We start from the raw sequence: 24439 nt of genomic DNA on the forward strand, positions 1-24439 counted from the left end.
GAGCGAGCACCGCCATCCCGCTCAGTCCCGGTGCAGCGGCGAACGAGTATCTGCGTGAGGTGGCACCTTTGTACGAGGTCCCCTCCGAGTGGATCGCTGGCCCGGGTACGACAAATGGACAGGGCGGTGGGCCTGGTGAGGTGAGGCTGAGATGGGAGCAGGAGTCGTCCGTCATGGAGACGTCGGTTGTCTCCTATCAGCAGTCGTACGAGGGGTTGCCCATCTGGGAGGCGGGCCTTTCGATCACGGCTCACGACTCGCCGGCCAGGGTCACCAGCTCCACGAGTTCACTTCACTACGACATCAAGATCGGCAGGCCGCAGGCCCCGGCAGGTACACCGGAGGGGTCCGGCAAGGACTTGGGCGAGGACGAGCTGCTCACGGTCTTGGGAATCAGTCGTCAACCGAGTGGTCCTGACAGCGTGGGGACCGAGCGGAACATCAGGATCAACAGTAGGCGGCAGCTCGTCTTCCAGTACGACCCGGCACAACGCCTCCATCCAGAAGTGTCCGAGGAAGCCCGTCGGGGACTGCTGCAGGAAGCTCCGCCCACACTGCCCCTGCCGCCTGTGCCAGAGCAGATCCGGGCAGATGAGCACTACGTGGTCACGGAGTACCTCTTCACGTACCCGATGCCGGAACTCGGTGAGGTGCATTGGCGGGCGTTCGTGGAGCCGTCAACCCGGTCAGTGCTCTACCTGCGGGCGTTCGTCTCCTGTGCGACGGCAAACGTGTACACCACGGACCCCATCACCAGGACCGGCAACGCGGCCCTTACCGCGACTGCCAACCCAGGCACCGTCACAACCACCAACCCCGGCGAGCTCAATTACTGGCGCACCCCTGTCACCCTGCCCCAGCTCCCGCCGACGAGTCCTCAGGGCCTTGTCGGATCGCGGGTGTCGGTCGTCGACTTCCAGACGCCCACCGCGGCGCCGCCGACCTCGCCGGCACCCGGCTCGTTCGACTATTCCGTGCCCAGCGACGACTTCGCTGCAGCCTGCGCCTACAACAACATCGAGTCGCTCTTCCAGTTGATGGAGGGGATGGGCTTCAACCTGGCCACCTATCTCGACGGCACGACGTTCCCCGTCGAGATCGACCATCGCAGCGAGACCGACGTCAATGCACACTCGTTCGGCAATGCCAGCGGCACCGGCATGGGGCGTTACACGTGCGGCCTGGTGCAATCCGGGTCGACGGTGAGCATGTCATGTGACGCCAGAGTCATGGTCCACGAGTTCGTCCACGGGCTGCTCTATGACACGGTCCACTCGGCGAACCTCGGTTTTGTCCACAATGGTGGCGACTCGTTGGCGGTGATTCTGCACGCCCCCGACTCGCTGGCACCTGACCGCTTCCTCACCTTCCCGTGGGTACCGGCAGTCCCTCGTCGCCAAGACCGGCAGGTCAGTGAGGGCTGGGCCTGGGGCGGAACCAACGACGACAGGGGTTACCAGAGCGAGGAGATCCTGTCGACAACGATGTTCCGCATCTATCGGTCGACAGGCGGCGATTCGTCGTACCCGAACGTGCGCCGGTTCGCCGCCCGCTACCTGGCATACCTGCAACTTCGGGCCATCGGCTCGCTTGCGACCAGCCCCATTACGCCCACACCCGATGCGGGGGTCTTCGCTACTGCACTGATGAACGCCGACCATGGCACCGCCATCTTCGAGGGCCACCCGGGTGGCGCGTTCCACAAAGTCGTTCGGTGGAGTTTCGAGAAGCAAGGCTTCTATCAGCCGCCCTCGGCACCTACCCCGGTGACGGCTCCCGGCGCGCCCCCGGCAGTCGACGTCTACATCGACGACGGGCGGGCCGGCGAATACGCACCGTACCTGGAGAACTTCTGGGAGACGACCGACATCTGGAACCGCCTCACAGCCGATGGCGGTACAACTCACGAAACACCGATCCTCAACGTTTCCAACTATGTGTATTGCCGGGTCAAGAACCGGGGGACGCAGAAGGCGCACAATGTCGTCGTCAAGGGCTATCACTCCCGCCCCACCGCCGGGTTGGTATGGCCGAGTGACTGGCAATCCATGACGACCGCATCCCTTTCAGTCCCCGGGGGCTTGGCCTCCGGTGGCAGTACTGTGGTCGGGCCCTTCACATGGACCCCGGCCGTGGAAGGGCACGAATGCCTGCTCATGACCGTCTCGGCCGATGGCGACCTCCCCAATACCGAGACCGTGAACGGCCCGCTTCCACCTGCACGTCTGGTGCCCTTCGACAACAACATCGCACAGCGAAATGTCGCACCGATCCCCGGCGGCGGTGGAGTCGAAGCCCTCGTCGGGGCCTTCGCAGGACGGCGGTTCCAGGTCAACAACCCCTATGATCGGACCGTTTCGGTCAAGATGGAAGCGACTCTGCCGGAGCCTCTGGCGCGCCGGAACTGGCGCATGAAGTTCGCCAATCCCGGGGGCCCTGCGTTCGAGCTTGGCCCACTGGCAAGTCGGGAGGTTCGACCACGCCTGATCCCGGGCGGCGGCTTCCAAGCGAACGAAGTTGCAGGCACGACCATCAGCATCCGCAGCCTCGTCGACGGCATGGTGTCGGGGGGTATGAGCTACGCCATCGATGCCGAGCTTCATGAGCCGCCCCAAGAGCAGCTCGGCCGCTCAACCGAGCGGAATCCATCTCGCGAGGCAGCCGCACGACTGCTCGACTGCCTCGACCTGCCGAACAACGACATCCAAGAGGTACGCGTTCGGCGGGTCACTGTGGAAATCGACCTGGGCCCGGAGCAATAGACTGTAGTGACACAGGGGCCTCGCCAGAGGCCCCCGAAACATCCCGGCCTTGGATGTTCCTGATATCGCGATCAACAGCGACGTCTCCACGAGAAACTACGTTGCCGCCGACCCGAGCGACATGGCAGGCGATGGCCGTTCGACCTGATGCTGTCGGTTCTCGGCCCTTGGTCCGTGATCATCGCGCTCGCCGACCGCCAAGCGCGGCCCACGGACACCGAGGACGTCTCGGTCGCCGCCGTACGGTTCGGAAACGGAGCCGTAGCCACCATGGTCAAACTCCCTGCTGTCTCCTCGTGAGACGTAGCAATCTCGCCTTCTCGCTCGCCGGCACCGCCGCCGAACTCCGGTACGGCCCTTCCGTCTCACCGCACCGGCGAACGCCGCGAACGGGCGGCTGAAAGGCAAGACGATGTACCCGTTCGGCGACAGCATCGTCTACGGCCACAAGTAGGCGCGCGGTTTCGTCAACCTGACGGCCGAACGCGAGCTGATGCCCGTGACCAAATACGCTGTGAACGGCGCGGCGATCGGCCCCGTCGGCGGAGCGGGTCAGATCATCACGCAGGTGAGACGCGCCGCCTCCCGCTCGCCCGACTACGTGGTGTTCAACGGCGGCACCAACGACGCCGATCTCGTCTACCACCACCGGTACAAGATCGGCGCGATGGCCGACGGCTTCGACCCCGCCACATTCGACCATTCCACCTACGCGGGATCGCTCGAGACCACCCTCTCCACCATGCGGACGAAATGGCCGAGCGCGCGCATCGTGTACGCCGCCGTCCACAAGCTCGGCTCCCGCGACTGGGACACGCAATTCGCACTCCGCTCGGTGACCCTGCAGCTCTGCCACAAGTGGGGCGTCAAGGTCGCGGACGTCTTCAACGACACCACCCTGGACACCCGCACCGACGGCCAACGGGTGGCGTACACCTTCAACGACCTGGTCAACGGTTATCCCGGAACCGGCGGCACCGGCACACATCCGAACATCGCCGGCATCACCGATTTCTACGTCCCAGTGCTCACCACCGCGCCGGCCCAGCCGTGACGGCGAGAGAGGACAAGCCCCGGCCTTCACACATGTCGGGCCCACCGGGACTCCTCCGCGCGGGGCTCCCTGTACACGGTCAGCGCCGAACGGCCCCTCAGCCACGAAAAGAAGACGCGGCCCGGCTGGCGTCGCCAACGCGACGTTGGCCGCCGAGGAGGTCAGCGTCGTTGTCTACCGGGCGGGCGGCACCACAGCGGGACTGATCAACGGCACGCTCGGGTGCGACGGCCCCCGCGTCACCGGCCTCCCGGTCCGGCAGATCCTGCTCGGTCCAGATGCATTTGCCGCACGGTAGGAACGCCCAGGTCAGCGGCACATGTGGTGGGACTCGTACTTGGCGGGTCGGCTATGCGTGCAACCACCATGCCCGCTGGGCGAGGCTGCGTGCGATCTTGGAGGTCATCCGGCATACCAGGGGGCGAGAAGCTTGAGTGGGCAAACCACCGGTCAGTGGTACGTGCTCGTGGAGACCAACGAGTCTCATGGCGGGGGCAGCAGTTGGGATCTGACGGACAAGGTGCACGTCGAGGGAGGAAGGGAGGAAGCCCTGTCCCGGGCTCAGGAGATGAGCATGTCCCTCGTGCCGGGAAGGTCCGATACGGAGAAGTACGGCCGCACCGTGTTCCGCACCTCGGAGACCAGTTGGCTGGTAGAGGTGACGTACTCGTTCTGGTACGAGGACTTCGATCACCCGTCCACGATGTCGCACCACTTCCGCATCTCCGTCGCGGAGCTGGTGGCCACTCGGGAGACACCGGCCGCCGAGCCACCCAAGAAGGGCTGGGTGCGCAGAGTGATCAACCGCAGGTAGTCAACGGGCGGCCCGACCGCCGCCGACCGGCTGGACCGTCGGCCGCTCCGTGCCCGCCCATGACGCTCGGTGGCTCACCACCCCCCGGCGCACAAGTCGGCGAGCGCCTGGGGCGTGGGCGGCGCTGGTGGTGTTCGCGACGGCGGTGACGAGGGCGAGGCCTGCCAAGATCGCCGAGGCGGAGTCGCTGATCATCGCTGCGCGGGCGAGTGCCGGCCGGTGGGGTGGTCGGCCGCCTGCTGCCGGATCCGCCGAGGGCGCGGTGAGCTCGCCGTCGGCACCGCCGCCGGTGAGCATGGGGAGCAGGGGCGCGAAGGGGGCCGCCGCGCCTTGCACATGGGCCATCAGTGCGACGAGGGCGAAGGGCCCGAGCAGGGCGACGAGAGCCCCCGTCGGCACCAGGAGGAGGCCGCCGGGCCGGTCGGCGCGTTGCCGGGACAGCCGACACAGGACGATCCCGAGCACCACGACCGCCGCGAGGAGCAGTGCGGAGACACCGGCCGTATGTCCAGCTGTGAGGGGAAGTCCCGGCTGCCGGAACTCCAGTAGACGACCATGCCACGGCGGAAGGACGCCGCCCTGACCTTGCCCGTGTCAGGGTGCCACGGCCAGTCGCCGGCGCAGCGCCGTCCAGACCCGGGCGCCGAGCGGGGTGAGGCGCTCGGGCATGTAACGCAGGAACGGGATCGCCGCGCCGTCGTCGCCCGGCAGCGTCGCCCGTCCGGCGAACTCCGGCTGTCCGGCCGGAGCGCCGATCATGACGTCGGCGAGGCGCTGGTCGCGGCGGACGGACCGCCACGATCGACACCGCCGGTTGCGGGTGACCGGTCAGACGAAGGAGGGCCGTCGCTCACCGGTCGACGAGTTCGTCGCACAGGGCCGGGCGCCAGTGCCCGCGCGTCGAGTTCGATGAGGGTGCCGGCGCGTGGAGCGACGTACTCCCGCAGAATGCGGGCCCCGGACGCCAGTGGACACTCGGCTCGGCCGCTACGGCGATCCGAGTGCGGCCCGTGCCGAGGTGTTCGACTCCGGTGGCCTTGCCCTGTCCGGCCTCGCCCTGACTCGCCCCGCGGCCGCCCTGCGCATCCGCGAGGTCCTGGAAGGGGGGGCGCCGGGCGTCACCGCGATCCAGGAGGCCATCACGGGTTACCTGAAGGACGAACAGAAGCTCGGCCGGGTGGCTGAGACCCTCGCCCCGCACACCGTGGCCCTCGCCGTCGTCGGCACCGCGCACCACCTGTCGGTGACCAGCTGGCCAGGCACACCGGACCCGTGGCCTGCCATGACGAGCCTGGTGGCCACGCTGGTGAAGGGCCCTGAGGGGCGCTACTGCGCGACCGGTTTCCTGACGCGGTCCGTCTCGTCCTGTACGAGCAGGGAGAGCAGGGAAGCCACGGAGAGGCCGGCTTCGGCCGGGTGGCGCAGCACCTTGTCCGGGTCGATGCGATAGGTGTTCGTGCGCCCGTCCCGGGTGTGGGAGAGGTAACCGTCCTTCTCGAGATCGGAGATGATCCGCGCGACGGCGCGCTCGGTGAGCCGGCAGCGGGCGGCGATGTCACGAATGCGGACGTTCGGGTTGTCGGCGATGACGGCCAGTACGCGAGCGTGGCTGGTGATGAACGTCCATCCGGTGTGGGATGCGGGCACTCCTACCATGCCCAGCATTTTAAGGTGCCATCGTTGCCGGAACGTAGATACGTGACATACTTTTCATGCAACAGATGACGTGCTCCCGTAGGGGAGAGCCACAGAAGGAGCCCCAAGGTGCCCTGGGACGAGGCAGGCATGCCTGCGCTCACGCGCGACATCGGCGGTGAGCCGCTGCGGGAACCGGCCGCGGCCTATGCCTCCGGAGGGGCCGCCGTGTCGCAGTACGAATGGCGCGGTGCCTGGGTCGTGACCGCCCGCGGCTCCTACGACATGGACACGATCACGCCGTTGGCGGACGCGCTGGAGACCGCGGCAAAGAAGTTCCCGAAGGTGGTCCTGGACGCCTCCGGTATCACCTTCGCGGACTCGACGCTGCTGAACCTGCTGATCCTCACCCACCAAGCGGGCACCCTGCGCGTGGTCGCGCCGTCACCGCAGCTGCGGCGGCTCTGCGAGATCACCGGGGTCGACAGCATTCTGGAGATCAGGGACACGGTCGACGCCGCCGCCGCGTCCTGAGCCGCCTCTCGCGCGGTCCATGCGCGGCGTGGCCAGGACTTCTTCGTCGGAAGTGACGCTGCCGTGAAGGTTCCCGCCGGTGTCGCTTCGAGGGGGCTCGTGACGCGGCGCCGCAGTTCGGCCAGGATGGCGGCTGCTGCTTTGTTCAGGGTTCGAAACGTGGGTTAACCTGCGGCGTATTTCCACATCACACACACATCCGTGACTGCGGAGATGCATGCACGACAACCGGGCCGCCCATCGGCCCGGCGGGTTCCGAGTTCTCGGATTCCGAGGACTCTTGGGGAGCGGAACGAGGGTGCGCATGACCAGCGACAGCACTGGGGTTGTCGACGCGGTGCCGGGCGACCAGGAGCTGCGACGGCTGCTGGCCGGTCTGACAGCCGTACGCGACGGAGACTTCGGCACCCGCCTGCCGGACGACGCGGACGGCCTCATGGGCGACATCGCCAAGGTCTTCAACGGCATGGTGGACCAGCTGTCCGTGTTCACCTCCGAAGTCACGCGGGTGGCCCGTGAGGTCGGTACCGAGGGGACGCTCGGCGGGCAGGCCGAGGTGCCGGGGGTCTCGGGCACCTGGGCCGACCTCACCGACTCGGTCAACGCCATGGCGGGCAACCTGACCACACAGGTCCGCGACATCGCCCAGGTGGCCACGGCCGTGGCCAAGGGCGACCTCTCCCAGAAGATCGACGTGCCCGCCCGCGGCGAGATCCTCCAGCTGAAGGAGACCGTCAACACGATGGTCGACCAGCTGTCCGCGTTCGCCGACGAGGTGACGCGTGTCGCCCGCGAGGTCGGCAGCGAGGGACGCCTCGGCGGCCAGGCACAGGTACCGGGGGTGGCCGGTGTCTGGCGCGACCTGACCGACTCCGTGAACCACATGGCGGGCAACCTCACCAGCCAGGTCCGCTCCATCGCCCAGGTGACCACGGCGGTCGCGGAAGGCGACCTCTCCCAGAAGATCACCGTGGATGCGCGCGGTGAGATCCTGGAGCTGAAGAGCACCATCAACACGATGGTCGACCAGCTGTCCGCGTTCGCCGACGAGGTCACGCGCGTCGCCCGCGAGGTCGGCACCGAAGGGCGCCTCGGCGGGCAGGCGGACGTCAAGGGCGTCAAGGGCACCTGGCGCGACCTCACCGACTCGGTGAACTTCATGGCGGGCAACCTCACCGGCCAGGTCCGCAACATCGCGCTGGTGGCGACCGCCGTCGCCAAGGGCGACCTCTCCCAGAAGATCACCGTGGATGCGCGCGGTGAGATCCTGGAGCTGAAGAGCACCATCAACACGATGGTCGACCAGCTGTCCGCGTTCGCCGACGAGGTCACGCGCGTCGCCCGCGAGGTCGGCACCGAAGGGCGCCTCGGCGGGCAGGCCCAGGTGCGCGGTGTGTCGGGTACCTGGAAGGACCTCACCGACAACGTCAACGTGATGGCGTCCAACCTGACCGGCCAGGTCCGCTCCATCGCCCAGGTGGCCACCGCCGTGGCGCGCGGCGACCTGTCGCAGCGGATCACCGTGGAGGCCGCGGGCGAGGTCGCGGCGCTGGCCGAGGTCATCAACACGATGGTCGACACGCTGTCGGCCTTCGCCGACGAGGTCACCCGTGTCGCCCGCGAGGTCGGCACCGAGGGACGTCTCGGGGGCCAGGCGCACGTGCCGAACGTCGCCGGCACCTGGAAGGATCTCACCGACAACGTCAACTCGATGGCCAACAACCTCACCGGTCAGGTGCGCAACATCGCGCTGGTGACGACCGCGGTGGCCAAGGGCGACCTGTCGAAGAAGATCGACGTGGACGCCCGCGGTGAGATCCTCGAACTCAAGACGACGATCAACACGATGGTCGACCAGCTGTCCGCGTTCGCCGACGAGGTCACCCGTGTCGCCCGCGAGGTCGGCACCGAGGGACGCCTCGGCGGACAGGCCGAGGTCGAGGGCGTCTCCGGCACCTGGAAGCGCCTGACGGAGAACGTCAACGAGCTGGCGGGCAACCTGACCCGGCAGGTCCGCGCCATCGCCGAGGTCGCGAGCGCCGTCGCCGAGGGCGACCTGACGCGCTCGATCACCGTGGAGGCGTCCGGCGAGGTCGCCGAGCTGAAGGACAACATCAACTCGATGGTGGAGTCCCTGCGCGAGACCACCCGGGCCAACCAGGAGCAGGACTGGCTCAAGACCAACCTCGCGCGCATCTCGGGTCTGATGCAGGGCCACCGCGACCTGCCCGTGGTCGCCGAGCTGATCATGGACGAGCTGGTCCCCCTGGTGTCGGCCCAGTACGGGGCCTTCTACCTCGCCGAGGACGGCGACGAGGGGCCCGAACTGCGGCTCGTCGGCTCCTACGGCTACCCGGAGGACAGCGGCAGGCCCTCCCGCATCGCCTTCGGCCGCACGCTGGTCGGTCAGGCCGCGCGCAGCCGGCGCACCATCATGGTGGAGGAGCTGCCGGACGGCTACGTGACCATCTCCTCGGGCCTCGGCCAGGTGGTGCCGACCGCGCTGGTGCTGCTGCCCATCGTGGTCGAGGGGCAGGTCCTCGGCGTCATCGAGCTGGCGTCGGTCACGCCCTTCACCCAGATCCACCGGGACTTCCTCGCACAGCTGATGGAGACCATCGGCGTCAACGTCAACACCATCGTGGCCAACGCCCGCACCGACGAGCTGCTGGTCGAGTCGCAGCGCCTCACGGTCGAACTCCAGGCCCGCTCCACCGAGTTGCAGGTGCAGCAGGAGGAACTGCAGCGCTCCAACGCGGAACTGGAGGACAAGGCCTCGCTGCTGGCGGCGCAGAACCGGGACATCGAGGCGAAGAACCTCCAGATCGAGCAGGCCCGCCAGGAACTGGAGACCCGCGCCCAGCAGCTGTCGCTGGCCTCGAAGTACAAGTCGGAGTTCCTGGCCAACATGAGCCACGAACTGCGCACCCCGCTCAACAGCCTGCTCATCCTGGCCCAGTTGCTGGCGCAGAACCCCTCCCGCAACCTCACGCCCAAGCAGGTCGAGTACGCGCAGATCATCCACTCCGCCGGCTCGGACCTGCTCCAGCTGATCAACGACATTCTCGACCTGTCGAAGGTCGAGGCCGGGAAGATGGACGTCACGCCCGAGCGGGTGACGCTGCGGCAGCTCATCGAGTACGTCGAGGCCACCTTCCGGCCGATGACGACGCAGAAGAGCCTGGACTTCACCGTGACGACCGCTCCCGGCGCGCCCGCGGACGTGCTGACGGACGACTCCCGGCTGCGCCAGGTGCTGCGCAACCTCCTGTCGAACGCCGTGAAGTTCACCGAGCAGGGCGGCGTGGAACTGAGCATCGAGCCCGCGGCGGACGAGGAGGTGCCCGAGGGCGTGGTCCGGGGCGCCGCCGTGGTGGCCTTCCGCGTCAAGGACACCGGCATCGGCATCCCCGAGCAGCACCTGGAGACGATCTTCGGCGCCTTCCAGCAGGCGGACGGCACGACGAGCCGGAAGTACGGCGGGACCGGCCTGGGCCTGTCCATCACGCGGGAGATCGCCCAACTGCTCGGCGGTGCCGTGTCGGTGCACAGCACGCCCGGCCAGGGCAGCACGTTCACGCTCTTCCTGCCGGTGGCCCGTCCCGACTTCGAGGAACTGCTCAGTCACGGCAGGACCCCGGAGCGGGCCTCGGCCGAACCTGCGCCGCAGGGACTGTCCGGCTCGGTGCCGGTGCCCCAGATCGGGCCCGGTCCCCGTCCCCGGCGCCTGCTCGTCGTGGAGGAGCGGTCGCGCGGTCTGCTGACCCTCGTCGCGGAGAGCGTGGTCGCCGACCTGACGCACGGCCGCGCCGACGGCGCTCAGGGGCCCGCGGTCGACATCATCACCGCCGTCGGCGCGCAGGAGGCGGCCGGTGCCCTGGCGTCCGAGCCGTGCCACTGCGTCGTCCTGGAGCTGGGCATGCGGGACGACGAGGCGTCCCGCTTCCTCCAGGCCCTGGAGGGCGACTCGGCGCTGACGAGTGTTCCGGTGCTGGTGCACAGCAGCCACCCCGGGGACGCGCCGCTGGACGAGACGCTGCGCTCCCGCTCGGCGGGCGGCGCCCTGGAGCTGCTGTCCAGCCTCGACGAACTGCGTGAGCGCATCGCCCTGCACCTGTCCGCCGAGGAACCAGGGGACGTGCTGTCCCTCGTCCGGACCGAGGGACCGCAGCAACTGACGCCGCCCTCCGTCGACGACGCTTCGGCCGGCCGTACCGTCCTCGTGGTCGACGACGACGCGCGGAACCTCTTCGCCCTGAGCGGGATCCTGGAGCTGCACGGCTTCCGCGTCCTGCACGCCGAGAACGGGCGCAGAGGCATCGAGACCCTGGTGAACAACCCGGACGTCGCCCTCGTGCTGATGGACGTGATGATGCCCGAGATGGACGGCTACACCGCGACTGCCGAGATCCGCCGGATGCCGCAGTACGCCGAGCTGCCCATCATCGCCGTCACGGCGAAGGCGATGCCAGGAGACCGGGACAAGAGCCTCGCCTCGGGCGCCAGCGACTACGTCACCAAGCCCGTCGACACCCGCGACCTCATGGCCTGCGTCCGCCGCTGGCTGCCCGCATGAGCGCACCGGCGCCCGACCCGCACACCCGCGGGGCGGGCGCCTCGCAGCGCCTGTCGTTCCGCGCCCCAGGGCGCTCCAGTCGAGGAGCATCCACACCGTGAGCATGTCCGAGCAGCCGCGCGAACCGGGTCAGGGCGGCGAGCCGAAGCGCGACTCGGCCGCCGGTCCGGAGTCTCCTCCGCCGTCGGTGCCGTCCGACGCGGTGCCCCACGGGCAGCCGGTGTCCCCCGACGACGCGCCCGCCGACCTCGAGGAGCTCTCACAGGCCTCCCCGGTGGGACGGCTCGCCGCCACCGTGGAACGGCTCAGCAGGGAGGTGCGGGCCGCCCAGGCGGAGGCCGAAGGGCGGGCCCTGATCGAGCTCGCCAAGGGCGTCCTGGTCGAGCGGCTGAAGTGCGGGCCGGCCCAGGCCGCCCGGCAGCTCGCCCAGTTGGCCGAACAGGCCCAGGTCACCCCGCTGGAACTCGCCGTCGACGTCATCAACCAGGCCGCCCGGGACCGGATGTCCGAGGTGACGGACGCCTTCCTCGCCGCCACCAAGGCCGCCGACGAGGCGGAGTCCGAGTCGGCCGCCGTACGCCTGCGCGCGGCCGAGAGCGGCGTACTGGCGGCGGACGACGCCCAGGCCGTGGCGGATGCCCTGCTGGAGCAGGCGCTGCGTCCCCTCGGCGCGGTGGCGGTGGCCATCTGGGCCGTGGGCCCGGACGGCTCGCTCACCCTGGCGGGCAGCGCCGGCTTCTCACCGGCCGAGGCCGCGCGCTGGCGTTACGTCCCGCCGGACGTGGTGACCGTGGCCCGGCGGGGCCTCATCGAGCGCGAGGGTCAGTGGATCACCACCCTCGGCGCGACCGGACTGCCCAGCATCGGCCTGCACCACCACCCGGAGGGCGGCCGGGTCGCCCTGCCCGCCGGCACCGGAGGGCGCATCCACGGCGTACTGGAGATCGCTTGGCCGGCCCCGCTGGAGCCGCAGCCTCCGCAGATCGTCCGCCAGGTGGAGGCGCTGGCCGAACTGTGCGCCCACACCCTGGAGAGTTACACGCCACCACAAGGAGCGGCCCAGGAGCCGCGTGTCCTGCCGGACGCCGCCGAGTTGATGGACCTGGCCGACGGGCTGTACGACCCCGCCCTCGTCCTGGTGCCGCACCTGGACGGTGACGGCCACCTGGTGGACTTCCGCATCCAGCACGTGAACAGCCGGTTCCTGGACCCCGCGGGCCGGCCGCGGGCGGTCGTGAGCGGCGCGCTGCTTCTGGAGGCCTATCCGATGGCCGCCGGGGAGAGCGAGTTGTTCCAGCGCGTCGAGCGGGTCTACGCCACCGGTGAACCCTTCCGGACCCGCCGGATGAACCTCACCGCCCTGGTCGACCAGGTCCCCCTCTCGGCGGTCGCGGACATCAGCATCAGCCGCCACGGCATGTCCGTACTCCTCATCTGGCGTATCGAGGACGAGACGGCACGCCTGGCGAGCCTGCTCCAGCACGCCCAACGGCTCGGCCGTATCGGCGGGTTCGAGGAGAACGTGCTCACCGGTGAGATCACCTGGAACGGGCAGCTCTTCGACCTCTACGGTCGCCCGCAGACGAGTACCCCGGTGGCCCTGGAAGAGCTGCCGGCCCACGCCCACCCGGACGACGGCGTCTCCATCCGTCGCTTCCTGCGCACGCTGCTGCACCACCGGCGGCCTGCGGCAGCGGCCTTCCGGCTTCAGCGGCCGGACGGGGTGACGCGCCACATCCGGATCGTCGCCGAACCCGTGCTCGACACCGACGACCGGCTGCTTCTGCTCCGCGGCGCCTACCAGGACATCTCGGCCCAGCACTGGACCGAGGTGGCGCTCGCCGCCACCCGCGACCAGCTGGCGCACACCGAGCAGCAGGCCCACGAACGCAACCGGCTGACCCTGCAGTTGCAGCACGCCATCATGCCCCCCACCCAGGCCCCGTTGCAGGTGGCCGGCCTCCAGGTGGCCGTGCGCTACCGGCCCGCGGAGACCGAGCAACTGGTGGGCGGGGACTGGTACGACGCCGTCGTCCTGCCGTCCCGGATGGTGCTGCTGTGCGTGGGGGACGTGGCCGGTCACGGCATCGAGGCCGCCACCAGCATGGTCGTCCTGCGCAACGCGCTGCGCGGCCTGGCGGTGACCGGCGCCGGGCCGGGCCAGCTGCTGTCGTGGCTCAACATCGTGGCGCACCATCTGACGGGCGCCGTCACCGCGACCGCGGTGTGCGGTCTGTACGACCCGGTCCGGCGGACGCTGCGCTGGGCCCGGGCGGGCCACCTGCCGCCCGTGCTCGTCCGGGACACCGAAGCGGCTCCCCTGCCCCTGGTCAAGGGCCTGCTGCTGGGGGCCGTCCCCGAGGCCGTGTACGAGGAGACCGAGATCCAACTGGCCCCCGAGGACACCCTGCTGATGTACACGGACGGCCTGGTCGAACGCCGCGACCGGCCGGTGGAGGAGTCGCTGACCCACCTCCTGACCACCGCCCGCACCGCACCCACCACCCTCGACCAGCAGTTGGACCGCCTCCTGACCTACAGCAAGTCGGACACCGACGACGACACGTGCATCGTGGGCATCCGGGTCGGGTGAGGGAACCGGCTCGCCTGCCGCCACCGTGCCGACGGAGTGAGTTCCCGGCCCGGCTGTCACAGATCCGGGTCCCGTCCTGTCTCTCCGGTGAGTCAGCACATCGGCGAACGGAGACAGTGATGAAGATCGTGATCGTCGGCGGTACGGGTCTGATCGGCTCCCAGGTGGTCGCCCTCCTGCGCGAGGGTGGTCACGAAGCCGTACCGGCCGCTCCCTCCACGGGGGTCGACATGCTCACCGGCGAGGGACTGGCAGCAGCCCTCACGGGCGCGGACGCGGTCGTGGACGTGTCGAACTCGCCGTCCTTCGACACCGAACCGGCTCTGGACTTCTTCACCCGCTCGGCCCGGAACCTGTTCGCCGCGGAGAGGCAAGCGGGCGTCCGGCACCACGTCGTGCTCTCGATCGTCGGCGTCGACGAGGTGCCCGGTTACGGCTACTACGAGGCCAAGGTGGCCCAGGAGAACGCCGCGCGCGGCAGCGGCGTGCCCTACAGCATCGTGCGCGCCGCCCAGTTCTTCGAGTTCGTCGCCCCGGTGATGCACATGTCCACCGAGGGAACCGAGGTGCGGCTGCCGTCGACCCGCCTGCGTCCGGTCGCCTCCGCCGACGTCGCCGTGGCCGTCGCCGAGGCGGCGCAGGGCGAACCGTCGAACGGCATCCGCACCATCGTGGGCCCCGAGGTGTATGGGCTCGACCGGCTCGGTGAGATCACCCTGGCGATGAAGCCCGACGGCCGCACCGTCGTCAGCGACGAGAGTGCCGGCCTGTTCGCGGGCATGCCCGACGTACTCACCGGCGACGGGAGCGCGCACCTCGCGGCCACCCGCTACGAGGAGTGGCTCAAGCAGAACTGAGCCGGCGGCTAGGGGCGGTCGGTGACCCTGCGGGCCGACCGCTCGTACGCCCTCAGCTTCTCGGGCGCCAGCACCCAGTACAGCCCGTCGATCCCGTCGGGCCTCACGGTGACGCTCACCAGCGCTACGGCGGCCCCGCCCTGCATCAGCAGCAGGCTCGGCTGCCCGTTGGCCTCGACCACGCCGTACTCGGCGGCCGGGAAGAACGTGTGGGCGAACGCGGTGACCCTGGCCACGCGCGTGGGCCCGACGAGCTCCAGCCGGGCCACGCCGCGCATGCCGTTGCCGTCGGCGTAGGCCACGACGTCGGCCGACAGCACACTCTCCAGCGCGGCGACGTCACCGTCCCGCGCGGCGGCGACGAAGGCGTCGAACAGACGCCGGTGCTGTGCCGTGTCGACCGGTTCACGGCGCTCTGCGGACAGCCGTTTGCGTGCCCGGCTGACGATCTGCCGCGTGTTGGCCTGGCTCAGCTCCAGCATGCTCGCGATCTCGTCGTACGCGTAGTCGAACGCCTCGCGCAGCACGTACGCCGCCCGTTCCACGGGGTTCAGCCGCTCCAGGATCAGCAGCACGGCCAGCTCCAGCGCCTCGCCGCGCTCCGCGCCGACCTGCGGATCGACGCTGGTGTCCACGGGTTCCGGAAGCCACGGCCCCACATAGGCCTCGCGGCGGACCCGCGCCGACCGGGCCACGTTGATCGCCAGCCGTGTGGTGATCTTCGCCAGGAACGCGCCCTGGTCCAGCACCGCGCTCCGGTCGGCGCCCTGCCAGCGCACCCACACGTCCTGCACCACGTCCTCGGACTCGGTCACGCTGCCCAGGATCCGGTAGGCGATGCCGAACAGCCGTGGACGCACCTGCTCGAACGCGTCCGCCGCCGCGTCCAGCGCGTCGTCGGGGAGGGGCCGCTGCTGGTCCATGGTGCCGATGCCTCCGGGGTCGACCGTCGTGTCCCCGACAGTACGTCCCCCGGAGTACCGGCATGCGCTCCTAGTCCTCGTACAGAGGCGTCCACTGCGCCCGGGCGACGGCCTCGCGCAGCTCCTCCTCCGTGGCCTGCGGGGCCACCCCGTCCTCGACGGCGGCGAGGGCCGCGGCCAGGGCGATCTCACGGGCGGCTTCCCGCATCCCGGTCAGCGGCGGCAGCAGCGGCACGGGGCCGTCGTCGCCGTCCGCCGCCCGGACCGCGCACCGCGCGACGGCCCGGGCCGCGGCCACGAGCATGCGGTCCGTGACACGCGTGGCCCGGCTCGCGGTCACCGCGAGGCCCATGGCCGGGAAGACGTACACGTTGTTCGACTGCGCCACCGGCACCCGGCGCCCGTCGACCGTCAGCGGCGGGAAGGGCGAGCCGGTGGCGATCAGCGCCCGGCCGTCGGTCCAGCGGGTGAGGTCCGCCGGCTCGGCCTCGGAGTGCGAGGTGGGGTTGGACAGCGGGAAGACGACGGGCCGTTCACAGGTCGAGGCCATCTGCCGCACGATCTCCTCGGTGAACGCGCCGTGCGCCGTCGACAGCCCGATGAGCGCCGTCGGCTCGACGCGGCGCACCACCTCGGCGAGGCCGGTGCCGTCCCAGTCGGCCACCTCGCTGTCGTCGCGCGCGAACATCCGCTGCTGCGGGGTCAGTTCGGACCGCGAGGACACCAGCAGGCCGTCGACGTCGAGGATCCAGAACCGTGCCGTGGCCTCGTCCTCCGGCAGGCCCTCGTCGATCATGGCCGTACGGATCATGTCGGCGACGCCGATGGCGGCCGACCCCGCGCCCAGGATCACCACGCGCTGCTCGGGCAGCGGGGTTCCGGCCACATCCGCCGCGGTGGACAGGGCGCCGAGCGTGACGGCCGCGGTGCCCTGGATGTCGTCGTTGAACGTGAGCAGCCGGTCGCGGTAGCGGGAGAGGATCGGATGGGCGTGGGCGGTGGCGAAATCCTCCCACTGCAACAGCGTGCCGGGCAGCTCCGCCTCGACCGCCGACACGAACGCCTCGATCATCTCGTCGTACTCGGCACCGGTCAGCCTGCGGTCACGCCGGCCCAGGTAGCGGGGGTTGTCGAGCAGGGTCTCGTTGTCGGTGCCGACGTCCAGCAGGATCGGCAGGGTGCGGGCGGGATGGATACCGCCGATCGCCGTGTAGAGGCTGAGCTTGCCGATGGGGATGCCCATGCCGCCGACACCCTGGTCGCCCAGGCCGAGGATGCGCTGCCCGTCGGTGACGACGATGACGTCCACGTCGTGGTCCCGGTGCGGGCGGTTGCGCAGGATGTCCCGGAAGCGGTGCCGGTCCTCCCAGGTCAGGAACAGACCGCGCGGCCGGCGGTAGATCTCGCTGAACTTCTGGCAGGCCTCACCCACCGTCGGCGTGTAGACGACGGGCAGCAACTCCTCCAGGTACTCGGTGACCAGACGGTAGAAGAGGACCTCGTTGGTGTCCTGGAGCTGCCGCAGGTAGATGTGCCGGTTGAGGGGCTTGTCGTAGCCGTGGAACGCCTCGTAGGCGCGGGCGACCTGCTCGTCCAGGGTTTCCACGGCGGGCGGCAGCAGCCCGTCGAGTCCTAGCTTCTCGCGTTCGCGCCGGCTGAAGGCGGTGCCCTTGTTGACCAGCGGGTCGGCCAGGGTCGTGACGGCGGGGCTCGTGGTGGGGCGGGGGTGATGCGTCGGCTGGTCCATGAGTACCGCCTTCCCGTGACTCGCCGGTTTGTGCGGGTGACGTGTGCCATCCGGATGAACTGTCCCGCTCCGTGGAAACGGTGCCGGGCCGCCGATGAGTTCCGCCGTGCCGACCGGTCCACCTCTCCGTAAGTCCCACCGAGCCCACCACCCGTCGGGAGACAGTGACATGAGTGTGACGACGCCTCAGAGCCAGGCCGCGCGGACCGAGTCCCGCAGCGCCCTTCTCACCACCCTCCCCGTGTGGCTGGTCGGCATCCTGGCCACCGTCGCCGGTGCCGTCGTGACCGAGGCGTTCGCGCTCGTCGCGCGGGCCGCCGGTGTCCCGATGGAGGCGGCCGGCCCGGGCGCCGAGGAGGCCGCGGAGATCCCGGTCGGCGGCTTCTTCGGCGGAGTGGCGTTCTGGTCGGTCGCCGGGATCGTCCTCGCCGTTGCGCTCGCCCGCTGGGCCAAGCGGCCCGCCCGCACGTTCACGGTGACCACCCTCGCGCTCACCGCACTGTCCCTCGCCGGCCCGGCCGTCGCCCCGCACACCGCCCTGTCCACCCAGATCGTCCTGGCAGCGTCCCATGGGGTGGCCGCCGCGGTCGTCGTCCCGCTGCTGGCACGCAGGCTCGCCCACGCACAGCGCTGACCCCCACGACCGGCACGGGCCCGTCGCGCCTCGGCGCCGACGGGCCCGGTCGTTGTGCTCTTCGTCCCGCGCCACCCGGCCGCCGCCCCGAGACCACCCCGAACGGCCCAATCACGCTGCCCTTGAGGAGGCAAGGGGGGATGAGTGGTGTGACCGTGGTGGAAGTGATGCGTGTGCACACAGGGACAAGGAGTCGCGATGGCGGAGGCAATGGTCGAGGGCGGCATGCGGGGCGCTGCCACGAAGGGCGGCGCGGGCCCGTCCCCGGGCGTCCTCGAGCAGCTCAGCGCCGTCGCCGACGCCGTCCTCTACGAGGGTTACCTCCTCTACCCCTACCGCCGCTCCTCCGCCAAGAACCGCGTCCGCTGGCAGTTCGGCGTGCTGTTCCCCCGGGACTGGGTGGAGGCGGACGGTCCCGTCGCCCCCGGTGTCTCCGGCTCAGCCGATTCCTGGTACCAGCAGACCGAGTGCCTGCTGCGGGTCCAACAGCCGGTCAGCGCCCGCCTGCGCGTGCGGGTCCGCTACCTGCAGATGCAGCGCAAGCAGGTGGAAGAAGCCGGCCAGGGCCCCGTGGAGTCGCTGCGCACCGGCGACGGCACGGTGCATCTGACCTTCGACGAGGCCCTGCCGCGCGAGTGCGAGGCCGAGGTCCCGCTCGACGAGCTCCTTCGGGGCGCACGCACCGTCGCGGTGGGCGCCGCGGCAGGTGAGGACATCGAGCCGCTGCCCGACGGCGCCGGGCGGGTGGTGCGCACCCGTGAGGAGATCCGGGCCGAGACCACCGTCACCGCCGAGCGGCTCTCGGACGACCTCTGCCGGGTCCGCGTACGGACCACGAACACCGCGCCCGCCCCGCCACCGCGCACCGCGCGGGACGAGGCGTTGCGCCGGGCCCTCATCGCCACGCACACGCTTCTCGGCGGCGACGGAGTCGAGTTCGTCTCGCTGATCGACCCGCCCACGGACCTGGAAGCACCCGCCCGCGCCTGCCGCAACGAGTTCACCTTCCCCGTGCTCGGCGGCGAAGCCGGGGACACCGGACACGTCGTGCTGTCCGCACCGATCATCCTGCCCGACCACCCCCAGATCGCCCCCGAAAGCCCGGGCGACCTGCACGACGCCGCGGAGATCGACGAGATCCTCACGCTGCGCACGATGCTGCTGACCGACGAGGAGAAGCGCGAGGCACGGGCCACCGACCCGCGGGCGGCGGCGATCCTCGACCGGGTCGACACCATGCCGCAGGAGGTCTTCGAGCGGCTCCACGGTGCCGTCCGTTCCCTGACACCGGTCGCCCCCACGGCGCCCGCCGACCGTCCCGCCTGGTGGCAGGAGGGCGCCGACCACGGCCTCTCCCCGTCCACCGACACCGTGCTCGTCGACGGCGTCCCCCTCGCCGGCGGCAGCCGCGTACGGCTGCGCCCCCGAAGACGCGGCGCCGACGCCCAGGACATGTTCCTGGCCGGGCGGACCGCCGAGGTCGCCGCCGTCTTCCACGACGTGGACGGCAGCGTGCACCTCGCCGTGACCCTCGACGACGACCCGGCCGCCGAACTGAACAACTGGTACGGCCGCTTCCACTACTTCCGGCCCGACGAGCTCGAACCCCTCGAGCCCGCCGGCTCCCGGGACGAGCCGCCGGCACCGGCTCCCGCCGCAGCTCCGGCGCGGCACACGACCGACTCCGAGACCCCCGCAGCGGAGGCCGAGTGACATGACAACCCACAGCAGCACCACCGAAGTCAGCAAGGAACCCGAACGGTCCGAGGACCGGCAGGGCATCGACGAGATCCACATCCTCTGGATCTCCGAGGGCATGAGCTGCGACGGCGACACCGTCTCGCTCACCGCCGCCGACCAGCCCTCCATCGAGGATCTGGTGCTCGGGCTGATCCCGGGCCTGCCGAAGGTGAACCTGGTCAACAAGGTGCTCTCGCCCAGCCTGGGCGGCGAGGACTTCCTCGCGCCCTACCGGGCGGCCGTACGCGGCGAACTGGCCCCGTTCATCCTCGTCATCGAGGGCTCGATCCCCAACCAGAACATCATCGAGGGCGACGGCTACTGGACGTCCTTCGGCAACGACCCGGAGACCGGTGAGCCGCAGACCCTCAACTGGTGGATCGACCAACTGGCCCCCAAGGCCTGGGCGGTGGTGGCCGCGGGCACCTGCGCCACCTACGGCGGCATCCACGCCATGTCCGGCAACCCGACGGGCTGCATGGGCCTGGCCGACTACCTGGGCTGGGACTACACCTCCCAGGCCGGCCTGCCGGTCGTCAACGTGCCCGGCTGCCCGATCCAGCCCGAGAACTTCATGGAGACCCTGCTCTGGGTCCTCTACCACGCGGCCGGCTCCGCGCCCCCGCCCCCGCTGGACCACATGCTGCGCCCCCAGTGGCTGTTCGGGAAGACGGTCCACGAGGGCTGCGACCGCGGCTCGTACTACGAGCAGGCCAACTTCGCCAAGGACTACAACTCACCCAAGTGCCTCGTGAAGACGGGCTGCTGGGGCCCGGTCGTCAACTGCAACGTGCCCAAGCGCGGCTGGATGGGCGGCCTCGGTGGCTGCCCCAACGTCGGCGGCATCTGCATCGGCTGCACGATGCCCGGCTTCCCCGACGCGTTCATGCCGTTCATGGACGAGCCCCCGGGCAGCACCCTGTCGTCCATGGTCATCAAGCCGTACGGGTCCGTCATCCGCCGGCTGCGCGGCGTGACCAACGAGCTGGTCAACCACGAGCCCAAGTGGCGCCACAACCAGCGCAAGCTGACCAGCGGCTACGACCCGCGCTGGCGCCCCTGATGAAGGGCCCCCTGATGAAGCGCCTCGGGACGAGACGTCCCCGGACGAACCCCACCACCCCACACACCACCGACAGCGAGGGGCAGTAGCGCAGATGACCACCACCGAGGCCCGGCCCACGGACCGCAAGCCGCCACAGCTCGTGGACATGTCCTGGGATCCGATCACGCGGATCATCGGAAACCTGGGCATCTACACGAAGATCGACTTCGCCAACCGGGAAGTCGTCGAATGCCACAGCACCTCGTCGCTGTTCCGCGGCTACTCCGTGTTCATGAAGGGCAAGGACCCGCGCGACGCGGGCTTCATCACGTCCCGGATCTGCGGCATCTGCGGCGACAACCACACCACCTGCTCCGACTACGCCCAGCAGATGGCCTACGGCGTCAAGCCACCCCCGCTGGCCGACTACATCGTCAACCTCGGCGAAGCGGCCGAGTACATGTTCGACCACACGATCTTCCAGGACAACCTGGTGTTCGTGGACTTCTGCGAGGCGATGGTCAAGGCCACCAACCCCAGCGTGCTGGCCCGCGCCGAACGCACCGAGGCACCCCGCGGCGACATCCACGGCTATCGCACGATCGCCGACATCATGAAGGCCTTCAACCCCTTCGAGGGCGAGGTATACAAGGAGGCCCTGAAGGTCAGCCGGATCACCCGCGAGATGTTCTGCCTCATGGAGGGGCGGCACGTCCACCCGTCCACGCTGTACCCGGGCGGCGTCGGCACGATGCCGCAGCCGAGCGTCTTCACCGACTACCTCAGCCGGCTCATGAAGGTCATCGACTTCGTGAAGAAGGCCGTCGCCATGAACGACGACGTCTTCAACTTCTTCTACGAGGCGCTGCCCGGCTACGAGGAGGTCGGCCGCCGCCGGGTCCTGCTGGGCTGCTGGGGCGCCTTCCAGGACCCCAAGACGGTCGACTACCGCTACGAGACGATGAACTCCTGGGGCAAGGACATGTACGTCACCCCGGGCATCATCGTCGACGGCGAACTGGTCACCAACAACCTCGTCGACATCAACCTCGGCCTGCGCATCATGCTGGGCAGCTCGTACTACGAGGACTGGGTCAACGAGGATCCCTTCGTCACCCACGACCCGCTCGGCAACCCCGTCGACATGCGCCACCCGTGGAACCAGACCACCGTCCCGGTCCCGCAGAAGCGCAACTTCGACGACAAGTACAGCTGGGTGATGAGCCCCCGCTGGTTCGACCAGCGCACCGGCGACCACCTCGCCCTCGACACCGGCGGCGGCCCGCTGGCCCGCCTGTGGTCGACCGCGCTGAGCGGCCTGGTCGACACCCCGTACGTCAAGGCCACCGGCCACAGCGTGCGCATCTCCCTGCCCAAGGGCGAGTCCCTGCCGGAGACCACCCTGGAGTGGCGCATCCCGCAGTGGAGCAACACCATCGAACGGGACCGCGCCCGGCCGTACTTCATCGCCTACGCGGCCGCCATGGCCCTCCAGTTCCTGGAAGAGGCCATGGGGATGGTGCGCGCGGGCGAGACCAAGGTGTTCGAGAACTACGAGGTGCCCGACGAGGCGATCGGCTGCGGCTTCCACGAGGCCGTGCGCGGCGTCCTCTCCCACCACCTGGTGATCAAGGACAAGAAGATCGCCAACTACCACCCGTACCCGCCCACCCCGTGGAACGCCAGTCCCCGCGACATGTACGGCACCCCCGGCCCGTACGAGGACGCCGTCCAGGGCCAGCCCATCTTCGAGGAGAACGGGCCGGACGACTTCAAGGGCGTCGACATCATGCGCACGGTCCGCAGCTTCGACCCCTGTCTGCCGTGCGGTGTGCACATGTACGTCGGCAAGGGCAAGACACTGACCACCCTGCACTCGCCGACGTACGGGGCGAACCATGGCTGAGGCCACCGCCGCCCGCCTGGCGGACCCGGACGTCGAGGCCAGGCTCGGCAGGCTCGACGAGCTGCTGGAAGGCCTCGAGTCCGCGCCCGGCCCCACGACACGCTTCGCGACCGAGGCGGTGGCACTGCTGACCGAGGTCTACGGCGAGGCCCTGGCCCGCGTCCTGGACCACGCGGACGAGCAGCTGGCCGAGCGCCTCGCCGACGACGAGCTGCTGGGACACCTGCTGGTGCTGCACGACATCCACCCCGAGCCCGCCGAACGCCGGGCGGCCCGTGCGGTCGAACGGCTGCGGCCCGCCGTGCAGGAGCGCGGCGGCGACGTGGAGTGGGCCGGGGTGGAAGGGCAGGTCGCCCGGGTGCGTCTGACGACGGGCCGCGGGTGCGGGTCCGGCTGCGGCGGCAAAGGCTCCGAGGTCACCGACGCGGTCAGCGCGGCGGTGCTCGCCGTGGCACCCGAACTGACGGCGGTGGAGCCCCTCACCGAGACGGCCCCCGCGTTCGTCCCCCTGGCCACGCTGACGCACCGGGGCGCACCGTGACCACCGACGGGGCACTGGCCCGCCTCATCCGCGCCTCGGCCGACCGCACCACGGCGGCCGAGCGGGAGGTGTGCGACCTGTGCGCCGCGCCGGTCGCCGACGAGCACGCCCACCTGTACGACACCGGGCAGGAGGAGGTGCGCTGCGCCTGCGGCCCCTGCTCGGTGCTGTTCGCCGAGGCGGCGGCGGGGGACGGCCACTACCGGCTCGTGCCCCGGCGCCGGGTCAGGTTGCCCAAGGTCGACACGGCCGCGCTGGGCGTACCGGTCGGCCTGGTCTTCTTCGTGCCCCGGGCGGACGGCACCGTCACCGCCGAAGGCCCCAGCCCCGCCGGAGCCATGCGGTGGGAGGTGGACGCGGCGGCCTGGCAGGAGCTGTCCGGCACGGTTCCGCAGCTCGCGACCGTGGAACCCGAGGTGGAGGCCCTGCTGGTGAACACCGTCCACGGCCTCGACCACCACTGGATCGTGCCGATCGACGACTGCTACCGGATGGTCGCCGTCGTACGCCGGGAGTGGCGCGGCCTGTCCGGCGGCGGCCGGGTCTGGCCGGCCGTCGAGCAGTTCTTCGAAAACCTCACCGAGCGGCCATAGCCACGCACTCCGCAGGTCGGAGGCGAGGAAGGAGAGCACCCCATGGGCAGCATCAGAGTGGGCCGGCCCCAGGCGAAGCCCGACACGCCCCGGCACGTCGCCGGCATGCACCAGGGCAACAAGGGTCCGCACGAGCAGCAGAAGGGGCACCACGAGGACGGCACCGCCGACGCGCGCCGCTCCACCGGGATCCGCTGGAAGCGGCATGACGCCCTCGCGGAGACCATGCCGAACATCTCGCCGGGATGAGCACCGAGAAGAGAACGAGCAGGGAGTCACCGCAATGACACGAGTACCACGAGTACGCAGACCCGTCGCGCGCAGGCGGGGCAGGATGAGCGGACAGCGGGTGCTGAAGGCCGAGGCCGTCCTGGTGGGCGGTGTGACCCTGGCCCTGCTGTGCTGGGAGTGGCCCAGCCTGAGGCGGGAGATGCGGCTCTGGCGGATGTCCGGCGGATTCCGCGCCGGCCACCGCTACCCGTGAG

The 24439-nt window shown here is 70.1% G+C and carries 20 protein-coding genes and 1 pseudogene; 16 read left to right on the forward strand and 5 right to left on the reverse strand.

Annotation, left to right across the window (positions count from 1 at the left end):
- Positions 1-173 precede the first annotated feature (173 nt).
- The 4 genes from ACIRDU_RS31680 (at position 174) to ACIRDU_RS31695 (ending at position 4630) form a co-directional block, all read left to right on the forward strand.
- Positions 174-2762, forward strand: coding sequence for a hypothetical protein (locus ACIRDU_RS31680; RefSeq protein WP_403585869.1), 2589 nt, complete (start codon positions 174-176; stop codon positions 2760-2762).
- 174 nt (positions 2763-2936) lie between these two features.
- A complete protein-coding gene (locus ACIRDU_RS31685; RefSeq protein WP_403585872.1) occupies positions 2937-3062 on the forward strand; it encodes a hypothetical protein in 126 nt (41 codons plus the stop codon).
- A 199-nt stretch (positions 3063-3261) separates the two neighbouring features.
- A complete protein-coding gene (locus tag ACIRDU_RS31690; RefSeq protein ID WP_403585874.1) occupies positions 3262-3816 on the forward strand; it encodes a GDSL-type esterase/lipase family protein in 555 nt (184 codons plus the stop codon).
- Between the two features lie 430 nt (positions 3817-4246).
- A complete protein-coding gene (locus ACIRDU_RS31695; RefSeq protein WP_403585877.1) occupies positions 4247-4630 on the forward strand; it encodes a hypothetical protein in 384 nt (127 codons plus the stop codon).
- Here the strand turns inward: ACIRDU_RS31695 and ACIRDU_RS31700 are convergent, their stop codons facing one another.
- The 3 genes and pseudogenes from ACIRDU_RS31700 to ACIRDU_RS31710 form a co-directional block, all read right to left on the reverse strand.
- On the reverse strand, positions 4631-5095 hold the full coding sequence (locus tag ACIRDU_RS31700) for a hypothetical protein (RefSeq protein WP_403585879.1): 465 nt from the start codon (positions 5093-5095) through the stop codon (positions 4631-4633).
- A 132-nt stretch (positions 5096-5227) separates the two neighbouring features.
- Positions 5228-5648, reverse strand: a pseudogene (locus tag ACIRDU_RS31705) (amino acid ABC transporter substrate-binding protein); the annotation flags it as partial.
- 308 nt (positions 5649-5956) lie between these two features.
- The gene (locus ACIRDU_RS31710; protein WP_403585882.1) at positions 5957-6286 is read right to left on the reverse strand and encodes a helix-turn-helix transcriptional regulator; all 330 of its coding nucleotides are present in this window, start codon (positions 6284-6286) and stop codon (positions 5957-5959) included.
- Between the two features lie 129 nt (positions 6287-6415).
- Between ACIRDU_RS31710 and ACIRDU_RS31715 the strand changes: the two genes are divergently transcribed.
- From ACIRDU_RS31715 to ACIRDU_RS31730, 4 genes are all read left to right on the forward strand, one after another.
- Positions 6416-6799, forward strand: a complete 384-nt coding sequence (locus ACIRDU_RS31715; RefSeq protein ID WP_403585885.1) for an STAS domain-containing protein — start codon at positions 6416-6418, stop codon at positions 6797-6799.
- Between the two features lie 304 nt (positions 6800-7103).
- Positions 7104-11375 (forward strand): HAMP domain-containing protein, encoded by a 4272-nt coding sequence (locus tag ACIRDU_RS31720; RefSeq protein WP_403585887.1) that lies wholly within the window; start codon positions 7104-7106, stop codon positions 11373-11375.
- Positions 11376-11478: 103 nt separating this feature from the next.
- Positions 11479-13968 (forward strand): SpoIIE family protein phosphatase, encoded by a 2490-nt coding sequence (locus ACIRDU_RS31725; RefSeq protein ID WP_403585976.1) that lies wholly within the window; start codon positions 11479-11481, stop codon positions 13966-13968.
- Positions 13969-14087: 119 nt separating this feature from the next.
- Positions 14088-14825 carry an SDR family oxidoreductase gene (locus tag ACIRDU_RS31730; RefSeq protein ID WP_403585890.1) on the forward strand — a complete coding sequence of 246 codons (738 nt, stop codon included), beginning with the start codon at positions 14088-14090 and terminating at the stop codon, positions 14823-14825.
- A gap of 8 nt (positions 14826-14833) precedes the next feature.
- Here the strand turns inward: ACIRDU_RS31730 and sigJ are convergent, their stop codons facing one another.
- Positions 14834-15748, reverse strand: a complete 915-nt coding sequence (gene sigJ, locus ACIRDU_RS31735) for an RNA polymerase sigma factor SigJ (protein WP_403585892.1) — start codon at positions 15746-15748, stop codon at positions 14834-14836.
- A gap of 70 nt (positions 15749-15818) precedes the next feature.
- The gene (locus tag ACIRDU_RS31740) at positions 15819-17495 is read right to left on the reverse strand and encodes an NAD-dependent malic enzyme (RefSeq protein WP_403585893.1); all 1677 of its coding nucleotides are present in this window, start codon (positions 17493-17495) and stop codon (positions 15819-15821) included.
- A 169-nt stretch (positions 17496-17664) separates the two neighbouring features.
- On the opposite strand from ACIRDU_RS31740, the gene ACIRDU_RS31745 reads away from it, so the two are divergent.
- The 8 genes from ACIRDU_RS31745 (at position 17665) to ACIRDU_RS31780 (ending at position 24438) form a co-directional block, all read left to right on the forward strand.
- Complete coding sequence (locus tag ACIRDU_RS31745; RefSeq protein ID WP_403585895.1) at positions 17665-18129, forward strand: DUF6069 family protein; 465 nt, start codon at positions 17665-17667, stop codon at positions 18127-18129.
- Positions 18130-18327: 198 nt separating this feature from the next.
- On the forward strand, positions 18328-19842 hold the full coding sequence (locus ACIRDU_RS31750; RefSeq protein ID WP_403585897.1) for a hypothetical protein: 1515 nt from the start codon (positions 18328-18330) through the stop codon (positions 19840-19842).
- A gap of 1 nt (position 19843) precedes the next feature.
- Positions 19844-20932 (forward strand): hydrogenase expression protein HypE, encoded by a 1089-nt coding sequence (locus ACIRDU_RS31755; protein WP_403585900.1) that lies wholly within the window; start codon positions 19844-19846, stop codon positions 20930-20932.
- Between the two features lie 94 nt (positions 20933-21026).
- On the forward strand, positions 21027-22820 hold the full coding sequence (locus tag ACIRDU_RS31760; RefSeq protein ID WP_403585902.1) for a nickel-dependent hydrogenase large subunit: 1794 nt from the start codon (positions 21027-21029) through the stop codon (positions 22818-22820).
- Positions 22813-23361 carry a NifU family protein gene (locus ACIRDU_RS31765; RefSeq protein ID WP_403585905.1) on the forward strand — a complete coding sequence of 183 codons (549 nt, stop codon included), beginning with the start codon at positions 22813-22815 and terminating at the stop codon, positions 23359-23361. The genes ACIRDU_RS31760 and ACIRDU_RS31765 overlap by 8 nt, the downstream gene beginning before the upstream one ends.
- The gene (locus ACIRDU_RS31770; protein ID WP_403585907.1) at positions 23358-23954 is read left to right on the forward strand and encodes a DUF5947 family protein; all 597 of its coding nucleotides are present in this window, start codon (positions 23358-23360) and stop codon (positions 23952-23954) included. The genes ACIRDU_RS31765 and ACIRDU_RS31770 overlap by 4 nt, the downstream gene beginning before the upstream one ends.
- Positions 23955-23996: 42 nt before the next feature.
- A complete protein-coding gene (locus ACIRDU_RS31775) occupies positions 23997-24203 on the forward strand; it encodes a hypothetical protein (RefSeq protein ID WP_403585910.1) in 207 nt (68 codons plus the stop codon).
- Positions 24204-24288: 85 nt separating this feature from the next.
- Positions 24289-24438, forward strand: a complete 150-nt coding sequence (locus ACIRDU_RS31780) for a hypothetical protein (protein WP_403585912.1) — start codon at positions 24289-24291, stop codon at positions 24436-24438.
- Position 24439: the final 1 nt, after the last annotated feature.

Origin of the sequence: Streptomyces sp. NPDC093598, assembly GCF_044764825.1 — a bacterium.
In the GTDB taxonomy this organism is placed as follows: Bacteria; Actinomycetota; Actinomycetes; order Streptomycetales; family Streptomycetaceae; genus Streptomyces.